Below are 9500 nucleotides of genomic sequence, written 5' to 3'. Positions count from 1 at the left end.
CTCGGAGCCTCCTTCACTCACCTGAACGAACTACCGGCAGTACCTACACGGGTTACGAGATGGTCACAAGGCGATCCCCTAATCCCCTAGGGAGTGAACGAGAACCACCCCATAGTGGTTGCGGCATCTACTGGGAGTAATCCCCGATGGCCGGTGATCCCCCCGCTCGTACCGTGATCACCACGCCGGGCCCCACCCCTGCCGGGCCGGCTACCCGCGTCCTACTCGACCAGGAGACATCCATCATGGGCTCCAGCCCCAACACGCTGCACGACTTCGTTCTCGACCTGCTCAGCGACCCGACCGCGCTGGCCGACTTCCAGGCCGACGCCGAGGGCACCCTGGCGAGGGCCGGCCTGAGCGACATCAGTGCCCTGGACGTGCAGGAAGTCATCCCGCTGGTGCTCGACTACGTGCCGACCGGGGGCCTGCCCGCCCTCGACGGCTCGCTGCTCGAGGACCTGCCGCTCGACCTGGTCGACGCAGGCCAGGCCGGCGCGATCTTCCAGCTCAAGGCCGTCACGGACCAGCTCGCGGTGTCGGGTGCCACCGGCGCCGGCGACGTCAAGGCCGCCGTGGCGGGCACGCTCAGCGCGGACGCCGACGGCCTGTCGGTCTTCGGCGGCGTGTCGAGCTGGGACCTGCTGGACGGGGCCGCTTCGGCGGAGCTGAAGATCGAGGGTGACTTCTCCGCGGTGGGTGACGTGACCGACACCCTGGACGGCACGCTGCACACCGCCACCGGTCAGGTCTCGGACCTGACCGGCACGGCGACCGGCACGCTGGAGGGTGCCGTCGCCACCGCCGGTGGGGTCACCGGCTCGCTGCCCGGCGCGGAGGGCCTGACCAGCACCGCGTTCGGCGCCGTCGACACGCTCAACGGCGTGATCGGCAACGTGACCGGTGGCCTCACCAGCTCGCTGCCCGTCGGCGACCTCGGCAACGTGGCCGGACTCGGCGACGTCGCCGGCCTGGGCGACACCCTGGGCGGCGTGTCCGGCGCCGCCGACTTCGACACCCACGGCGCCGCTCCCCTGTCCGACGTCACCGGTGCGGTCACGGGCGTGGCGGACACCGCCGGCCTCGGCGGTGTCGTGAGCAACGTCACCGGCACGGTCGACGGCCTCGACCTGCCGGTGGTCGACTCGCTCGACCTGGACAACCTGCTCTTCTGAGGCTGATCCACCACCGGGGGGCCGGTCCCGCGCAGTTGCGGGACCGGCCCTCTCTTCGTGCCCGGAACGTGCCCGAAGCGTGTCCGGACTTTCACCCGGACGGGTTTTACCGGCACACTCTGCGGAGTGATGTCCGCGCCTTGGCTCGACGTGCTCGACGACACGATCCGGGCTTGCGCTGCGCACAACCGGCCCGACCTGGCCGAACGGTTGCGCGACAAGCGCGCCCGCCAGCTGGACCCCAAGCTCCGCGTGCTCGTGATCGGCGAGCCGAAGCAGGGCAAGAGCCAGCTCGTGAACGCGATGGTGAACGCCCCGGTGTGCGCGGTGGGTGACGACGTCACGACCACCGTGCCCACCTTCGTGCAGCACGCGGAGACCCCGTCGGCGGCGCTGGTGCGCGGCGCGTCCATCGCGAACACCCCCACCGAGCGCATCCCCGTCCCCCTCGACCAGCTCGCCAGCCAGATGAGCGCCAACCGGAGCCACGGCGGCGACGTCGTGCGCGCCGAGGTCGGCATCCCGCGCGCCCTGCTGGACTCCGGCCTGGTGCTGATCGACACGCCGGGGGTGGGCGACCTGCGGCCCGCGCACACCGCGAGCACGTTCGCCGCGCTGCTCCAGGCCGACGCCGTGCTCATGGTGTCCGACGCGACGGCCGAGCTGACCGGCTCGGAGCTGGAGCTGCTCAAGCAGGTCATGACGTCGTGCCCGAACGTGATCGTGGTCCTCACGAAGATCGACATCGCGGCTCAGTGGCGGCGCGTGGTCGAGCGCAACCGGGCGCACCTGGCCCGCGCGGGCGTGACCGCGAAGCTGGTCCCGGTCTCCGCCGCGCTGCGCCTGCGCGCGGCCAAGACCGGCGACAAGGCGCTCAACGCCGAGTCGGGCTTCCCCGAGCTGCTGACCTGCGTGCAGCAGGACATCGTGGCCGCCGCCGACCTGCTGGCCCGCCGCACGGTCGCGGTCACCGCCGCGTCGGCGATCAAGCAGCTGGTGGCGCCGGTGCGCGAGGAGCTGTCCGCCCGCGTCGCGCAGGGCCCGGAGAAGACGATCGCCGCGCTCAACGAGGCGCAGCGCCGCATCGACGAGCTGCGCCGCCGGTCCGCCCGCTGGCAGACCGTGCTGGCCGACGAGATGGCCGACCTCGTCTCCGACATCGAGTACGACCTGCGCGACCGCACCCGCAGGATCATCCGCGAGGTGGACAAGACCTTCGAGACCGCCGACCCCGCGCTCGGCTGGGACAGGTTCGAGGCCTGGCTGGAGGACAACCTCACCGAGGCCGCCACCACGAACTTCGCCTGGCTGCTCGACCGCTCGGAGTGGGTGGCCGAGAAGGTCGCCAAGAGCTTCCCGGTCGTCCGCGACGACCTGCTGCCCGAGTCGATCTTCCCGGACGACGTGCTGGACCGGGTCTCGCCGATGGACAAGCCGGTGATCGAGAAGTTCGGCGTGCTGCAGAAGGCGTTCACCGGCCTGAAGGGCAGCTACGGCGGCGTGCTGATGTTCGGCCTGGCGACCAGCCTCGCCGGCATGCCGCTGATCAACGCGATCTCGCTGGGCGCGGGCGCGCTGTTCGGCGGCAAGTCGATCATGGACGAGGGCGACCAGCGGCTGCGCCGCAGGCAGGCCGCCGCCAAGGCCGCCGCGGCCCGGCACGTGGACGACTTCTTCATCAAGTTCAGCAAGGACTGCCGCGACGCGGCCCGGCACATCCAGCGCAGCCTGCGCAACCACTTCGCCACGCTGGCCGAGGAGCTTCAGGAGACGCTGCTCGAATCGGCCCGCAGCGCCCGCCGCGCGGTGCAGGACGACAACACCGAGCGGGAGCGCCGGAACCGGGACGCCAAGCGGGAGCTGGACGACCTCGTCCAGCTCTACCAACGGGTCCAGGCGCTCGCGGGAGGTCAGGCGCCGCCGCTGGGGATCAGCGCGTGATGCCCGCGGGCGAACCGGGCGCCGGCCTGGCGCTGGAGGACGAGGTCTGGGCGCTGATCGAGGACGCCCTGGTGGTCTACCGGGACAGCCCGCGCGCGGTCGCGTGGCTGCGCGGGCACCAGGCCCGGTTCGGCGAGCCGGTGCGCGTGGCCGTGGCGGGCGCGCCGCGTTCGGGCAAGTCGACCGTGGTCAGCGCGTTGATCGGCGAGGAGTTCGCGCCGACCGGCGCCACCACGTGGTACCAGGACGGGCCGCAGCCCAGGGCGCACGTCGGCCAGTACGAGGTGCCGGTGCTGCGCCGCGACGGCAAGGCGTTCGTGGACGCGCCGGACGCCGAGCGGGTGACCGTGGAGTGGCCGTCGCGGTCGCTGCGGGACCTCACCCTGATCGACACGCCGGCGGGCGCGCCGGTCGAGCACGTCTACGGCGAGGCCGACGCGGTGCTGTACCTGACCAGGCACATGCACACCGCGGACGCGCAGTTCCTGCGCACGGCGCACGACCACCCCGTCGCGCGGGTCGCGCCGGTGAACACGGTGCTGGTGCTGTCGCGGGCCGACGAGATCGGCGGCGGCCGGATCGACGCGCTGTCGTCGGCCAAGCAGATCGCCCGCCGGTACCGGCGCGAGGCGACGGTGACCCCGTTGTGCCAGAACGTGGTCGCGGTGGCGGGCCTGCTCGCGGTGGCCGCGCGCACCCTGCGGGCGGAGGAGTTCACCGCGCTGGCCGCGCTGGCGTCGTTGGCGCGCGCGGAGCTGGACGGCCACCTGCTGTCCGCGGACCGGTTCGTCGGCGAGGACTTCCCGGTGCGGCTGGACCCGGCGGTGCGGCGGGGCCTGGTGGACCGGTTCGGCATCTTCGGCGTGCGGCTGACGACGACGCTGATCCGGCAGGGCTTCGACACGCAGGTGAAGCTGACCGGGCAGCTGGTGCAGCGCAGCGGGCTCGGCGAGCTGCGCGACTCGGTCGGCGTCTACTTCACCGAGCGGCGGGAAGTGCTCAAGGCACGGTCCGCGCTGCTGGGCCTGGACGTGGTGCTGCGCGCCGAGCCGCGGCCCGGTTCGGTCGGCCTGGCCGCGTCGGTGGAGCGGATCCTGGCCTCGGCGCACGACTTCCGGGAGCTGCGGCTGCTGGCCGCGTTGCAGGGTGGGCGCACCCGGCTGCCCGGCGACCTGGAGGCGGAGGCGTCCCGGCTGGTGGGCGGGCTGGGGACGAACCCGCTGGTGCGGCTGGGGATGGAGTACGAGCCGACGGAGGGCGAGCTGCGGCTCGCGGTGCTGGACACGTTGGGGCGGTGGCGGGAGCTGGCGGTGGACCCGGCGCTGGACCACGCGCAGCGGCGGGCGGCGGCGGTGGTCGTGCGCAGCTGCGAGGGGATGCTGGCGCAGTCGGTCGTGTGACGGCTCGGCGGCGCTGCCGGCGGCGCGGCGCTGTCAGCCGAGGGCGGCGGCGACCGCGCGGACGGCGGCGGACGGGGTGCGGCGCGGGTCCGTGACCAGGAACAGCGTGCTGTCGGGCAGCTCGCGGACGCGCTGGAGCGTGCCCGCGTCCAGCTGCTCGGCGACCGCGACGCGGGGCAGCACGGTCCAGCCCAGCCCGGCCACCACGCAGGACCGCACGGCCTCGATGCTGCCGAACCGGGTGATGCTCGGCGTCGCGGGCAGGTCGCGCACGAACCGGTCGCTGTAGGAGCAGCCCTCCTCCAGCAGGAAGTACCGCTCGTCCAGCACCACGCCGGGCGCGGACACCAGCTCGATCGGCTCCACACCCACGGCGGTCACCTTCAGGCCCGGCGCGACCAGCGAGTCCTCCAGCACCAGCGCCAGGTCCAGGGTGCCGTTGCGGACCCCGGTCAGCGCTTGCCGGGTGCCCGCCGGGGAGAGGTGCACGGAGATGCCCGGCCAGCGCATCGCCACGTCCGCGACGCGCTGCGGCAGCCGGTAGGCGCAGACCGACTCGGGCGCGGCTATCCGCACGTCGCCCTCCACCGCCGTGCTGCCGCGCACGGCGTCGCGCAGGCGTTGCTCGGAGGTGAGCACCTCGCGGGCGTGCTCGACGGCCTGCCGGCCCGCCTCGGTCAACCGGGCGCCGCTGGGCAGCCGGTCGAACAGGCGCGCGCCGAGGTGCCGTTCCAGGGCTTTGACCTGGCTCGTCACCGTGGATTGCACGAGGTGCAGCTCCGCCGCGGTGGCGGTGAAGCTGCCCGTGCGCGCGAGCACCAGGAGGGTGCGCAGGAGGCGGGTGTCCACCACATCGACAATACCGATCGGACACATCGCAGGGAATCGTTGGACTCGATGACGGCTCGCGGGAGACGCTGTCCGCATGACGAACCCGCGGCGACCCGCAGCGCAGACCCCGGCCGTGCTCCGCTACAGCGCTTTCACCACCGACCCCGCCGGCGGCAACCCGGCCGGTGTCGTGCTCGACGCTACCGGCTTGGCCGAGGCGTCGATGCTGGAGATCGCCGCCGACCTCGGCTACTCCGAGACCGCGTTCCTGTTCCCGCGCGGTGACGCGGCGGAGTTCGACGTCCGGTACTTCAGCCCGGTGGTGGAGGTGCCGTTCTGCGGCCACGCGACCGTGGCGTCGGCGGTCGCGCTCGGGCGCACGGGCACGGTGCGGTTCCACACGCCCGCCGGGCTGGTGGAGATCGCCGCCACGCCGGGCAGGGCGAGCCTGACCAGCGTGCCGACGACGTCCGCGCCGGCGCCGGCGGCCGACGTGGCGGAGGCGTTGCGCGCGCTGGGGTGGTCGGCCGAGGACCTCGACCCCCGGTACCCGGCGCACTGGGCGTCCGGCGGGTCGAGGCACCTCGTGCTCGGGGTGCGCACGCGGGAGCGGCTGGCCGCGCTGGAGTACGACTTCGACGCGCTGGGCGACCTGTTGCGGGCCAACGACGCGTTGACCGCGCAACTGGTGCACCAGCGCGACGAGGACGTGTTCGACGCGCGCGACCCGTTCCCGGTGGGCGGGGTGGTCGAGGACCCGGCGACCGGGTCCGCGGCGGCGGCGTTCGGCGGTTACCTGCGGGCGATCGGGCAGGTCGGGCGGCCCAGGTCGGTCACCATCCACCAGGGCGTGGACATAGGCCGGCCCAGCCTGCTGGAGATCGCGATCTCCCCCGACGACCCGCGGGTCACCGTGACCGGGGCGGCGGTGCGCATCCCGGCGGACGCCTAACCCCGGCCGACCCCCAACCCGGTCCGACCCCGAACCCGGTCCACCGCATCCCGGTCAACCCTGGACGCGCTCCAGGACGACGATCGGGATCTCGCGGTCGGTCTTCTCGGCGTAGTCGTCGTAGGCGGGCCACACCTCGGTCATCAGCTTCCAGAGCTTCGCGCGCTCCTCACCGGTCGCGGTGCGGGCCGTGGCCCGGAAGACGTCCGCCTTCACCTGCACCTCGGCCTCGTTGCGCGCGTCGAGGTTGCGGTACCAGGCGGGGTGCTCCGGCGCGCCGCCGTACGACGCGACGACCACGTAGGCGTCGCCGTAGGGCTGGTAGATCAACGCGGTCCGGCGGGGCCGGCCGGACTTCCGGCCGACCGTGGTCAGCAGGAGCGTGAAGACGCCGGGCTGCCACTCGTGACCTTCCGCGCCGCCGGACTCGACGTACTTGCGGATGTGCTCGTTCACCCAGCCGACTGGGCTGTCCAGGACTGACATGCCTCGACGCTACCCACAAGGCGACGGGGCCGCCGGTCGCTCACTCCGCAGTCGCGACCGGCGGCCCCGAACGGGGTGGGGGACGCCGCCTCACACCCCCGGCGCGTCACCGCTCCCGTGGCGTGGGGCGTGACGGCCGAAGCCCGCTCAGTAGATCTGGCTCGCGTGCAGCATCCGAATCTCCTCCGTCGCAGGGCAACCTCGCCAACTATGACCGGGCGGAGGGCTGGCGGCTCATACGAAAGGGGGATAGAAGAGCGTTATGCCCGAGCTTGAGCTACGCCACCTGCGCGCGGTGTGCGCGATAGCGGAAGAAGGCAGCCTCACGAAGGCCGCCTCACGCCTGGGGCTCACGCAACCCGCGATGAGCGCCCAGCTGCGGACCGTCGAGCGGATCGTCGGCGGCCGGCTGTTCGACCGGACGCCCGGCGGTTCCCCGCCCACCGACCTCGGCAGACAGGTCGTCGGCACGGCCCGGCTGGTGCTCGACGAGGTCGAGCAGCTCGTCTCGCTGGCCCGCGCCCGGACCCGGGAGGGCACGCCCGGCCCGCTGCTGGTGGGCGGGGTGCCCACGTTGTTCTTCGGGCACTTCGTGGAGGAGCTGCGCCGGGTGATCCCGTGTTCGGAGGTCCGCACCGAGATCACCCGCGGCGCGTCGGACCTGCTCGAGCTGCTGGTGTCGGGCCAGGTGCAGCTGGGCGTGCTCGACCGGTTCGAGGGGCTGGAGCGCAGGGAGCTGCGCGGGCTGGAGCTGCGGCGGCTGGTGAGCGAGCCGCAGTTCGTGGCGCTGCCGGAGACCGACCCGCTGGGCGCGCAGGACGAGGTCGACCTCGGGCAGCTGGCCGACCGGGACTGGGTCGCGCCGCCGGACGAGCTGGTCGGCAACCGGCTGGGCATCTTCACCGCGTGCGCGGCGGCCGGGTTCACGCCCCGGTTCACCCACCACGTGAACGAGGCGAGCACCGCCCGGAGCCTGGTCGCCAACGGCGCGGTGTCGTTCGCGCTGCCGCAGTCGCGCAGCGGGGACGGGATCGTGATCCGGCCGCTGCGCGGCGCGCCGCTGATGGTGGACCTGATGCTGGCCACCCGCCGCGACGGCCCCGCCGCCGGGCGGGCCCACGACGTGTTCGCCGCCGCAGCTCGGGCGTACCGCGCGGTGCTGCCCCGCAACCCGGGGTACGCGAAGTGGTGGGACGAGCACCCCGAGGCGCACCGGGAGATCGACGCGGCGCTGGTGGCCGGCGGTTAGGCCCGCAGCGCGTCCTCGATGGTGCGCGGCGCGCGGCCGATCAGCTCCTCCAGGTCGGGGCGGACCTCGGCGAGCGCGCCGCGACCGATGTTGACCTCGATGTCGGCCAGCAGCTCGGCGACGAAGTCCGGCAGGCCGAAGCCCTTCAGCCCGGCGACCCGGTCGGCCGCGCCCACCTTCCGGTGGGTCGTGCCGGCCAGCGCGGCCAGCTCGTCGAAGCTCCACGCCCGCGGGCCGGTCAGCTCGTAGACCGCGTTCTCGTGGCCTGGGGTGGTGAGCACGACGGCGGCGGCCAGCGCCAGGTCGTCGCGGGACGCGCTGGCGATGCGGCCGTCACCCGTGGCGCTGACGATCGGACCGGGCCCGTGCGGGAGGTAGTTCTCGTGGTACATCCCGTTGCGCAGGAAGGTGAACGCGACGCCGGTGGCGCGGATCGCCTCTTCGGTCGCCTTGTGCACCCGGGCCAGCGCGAGCGGCGAGGTGTCCGCGTCCGTGACGGACGTGTAGACGATGTGCCGGACCCCGGCGTCGACGGCGGCCCGCACGGCGTCGAGGTGGCGGCGGACCCGGATCTCGTCCGGCCCGTCGACCGACACCACCAGCACCGTCTCCACGCCGGCGAACGTGTCGGCGAGGGGGCCGTCGAAGTCGCCCGGCCGGACCTCGACGCCCAGGCCCTCGGCCTTCTCCGGGTCGCGGACGGAGACCGCGAGCCGGTCGGCCGGGACGCGGGCGAGGGTGTGCCGGAGGATCAGGGAGCCGAGGTGGCCGGTCGCGCCGGTGATCAAGGTCGTCATGCGGCACACCGTAGGCAGCACGCTAACTATTGGTAAGTACCTACCCGAAAGTTTGGTACTTACGAGTGAGAAAGCATGCAGGTAGGGTGACTGCCATGGAGCCGCGTGGTGACGTGTACGACCGCAACTGCCCGACCCGGGTGATCGCGAACCACGCCACGGGCCAGTGGGGCAGCCTGGTGCTCGGCAAGCTCCTGGGCGGTGACGGCGAGAGCGGCACCAAGAGGTTCGGCGAGCTGCGCCGGGCGGTGACCGGGATCAGCGAGAAGATGCTCGCCCAGACGTTGCAGGCGTTGGAGCGCGACGGGTTGGTGCACCGCGAGGTCCACCCCGTGATCCCGCCGCGGGTGGACTACTCCCTCACCCCGCTGGGCGCCCACGCGGCCGGGCGGATCGTCGGGCTGTTCGGCTGGATCGAGGAGAACCTGCCGAACTTCATGGCGGCGCAAGAGGAGTACGACGCGAGACGGGCCGAGAACGTGTGACAGGTCACGTTCAGACCTCCGACCTTTCCTCCGACATCGCGCCACCACAGGCGCGACCGTTCTGGGCGGTGCGGCGAAAGCTCCGATCTTTCAGGCCTGCCGAAAACCAACGACCGGTGAATTCCGGGTGTGGTTTGCCAGAATGGGAGGCATGACGCAGCCCTTCACGGACGATAGTCACCCG

At 72.9% G+C, this 9500-nt stretch carries 9 protein-coding genes; 6 read left to right on the top strand and 3 right to left on the bottom strand.

The features are described from left to right. Positions 1-245: 245 nt before the first annotated feature. From IOD16_RS39835 to IOD16_RS39825, 3 genes are all read left to right on the top strand, one after another. Positions 246-1175, top strand: a complete 930-nt coding sequence (locus IOD16_RS39835; RefSeq protein WP_201438403.1) for an IniB N-terminal domain-containing protein — start codon at positions 246-248, stop codon at positions 1173-1175. Positions 1176-1304: 129 nt separating this feature from the next. Next, positions 1305-3116, top strand: a complete 1812-nt coding sequence (locus IOD16_RS39830; RefSeq protein ID WP_201438402.1) for a dynamin family protein — start codon at positions 1305-1307, stop codon at positions 3114-3116. Further along, complete coding sequence (locus tag IOD16_RS39825; RefSeq protein WP_201441777.1) at positions 3116-4516, top strand: hypothetical protein; 1401 nt, start codon at positions 3116-3118, stop codon at positions 4514-4516. The genes IOD16_RS39830 and IOD16_RS39825 overlap by 1 nt, the downstream gene beginning before the upstream one ends. A 33-nt stretch (positions 4517-4549) precedes the next feature. Here IOD16_RS39825 and IOD16_RS39820 read toward each other — a convergent pair whose 3' ends face one another. Then, a complete protein-coding gene (locus tag IOD16_RS39820; RefSeq protein WP_201438401.1) occupies positions 4550-5365 on the bottom strand; it encodes a LysR family transcriptional regulator in 816 nt (271 codons plus the stop codon). A 76-nt stretch (positions 5366-5441) separates the two neighbouring features. Between IOD16_RS39820 and IOD16_RS39815 the strand changes: the two genes are divergently transcribed. Next, positions 5442-6299 carry a PhzF family phenazine biosynthesis protein gene (locus tag IOD16_RS39815; protein WP_201438400.1) on the top strand — a complete coding sequence of 286 codons (858 nt, stop codon included), beginning with the start codon at positions 5442-5444 and terminating at the stop codon, positions 6297-6299. Positions 6300-6353: 54 nt separating this feature from the next. Here IOD16_RS39815 and IOD16_RS39810 read toward each other — a convergent pair whose 3' ends face one another. After that, positions 6354-6785 (bottom strand): nitroreductase family deazaflavin-dependent oxidoreductase, encoded by a 432-nt coding sequence (locus tag IOD16_RS39810; RefSeq protein ID WP_201438399.1) that lies wholly within the window; start codon positions 6783-6785, stop codon positions 6354-6356. A gap of 262 nt (positions 6786-7047) precedes the next feature. Between IOD16_RS39810 and IOD16_RS39805 the strand changes: the two genes are divergently transcribed. Then, complete coding sequence (locus IOD16_RS39805) at positions 7048-8034, top strand: LysR family transcriptional regulator (RefSeq protein ID WP_201438398.1); 987 nt, start codon at positions 7048-7050, stop codon at positions 8032-8034. On the opposite strand, the gene IOD16_RS39800 is transcribed toward IOD16_RS39805, so the two are convergent. Further along, positions 8031-8831: an SDR family oxidoreductase gene (locus IOD16_RS39800; RefSeq protein WP_201438397.1), complete on the bottom strand. Its 801-nt coding sequence runs from the start codon at positions 8829-8831 to the stop codon at positions 8031-8033. The two genes, IOD16_RS39805 and IOD16_RS39800, sit on opposite strands and share 4 nt — an antisense overlap. Before the next feature lie 95 nt (positions 8832-8926). Between IOD16_RS39800 and IOD16_RS39795 the strand changes: the two genes are divergently transcribed. After that, complete coding sequence (locus IOD16_RS39795; RefSeq protein ID WP_201438396.1) at positions 8927-9316, top strand: winged helix-turn-helix transcriptional regulator; 390 nt, start codon at positions 8927-8929, stop codon at positions 9314-9316. Positions 9317-9500: the final 184 nt, after the last annotated feature.

The sequence above is a fragment of the Saccharothrix sp. 6-C genome, from assembly GCF_016695385.1.
Taxonomy (GTDB): Bacteria; Actinomycetota; Actinomycetes; order Mycobacteriales; family Pseudonocardiaceae; genus Actinosynnema; species Actinosynnema texasense.
The sequence above is the reverse complement of the archived record's forward strand: the minus strand, read 5'-3'. Positions and strand labels throughout refer to the sequence as shown.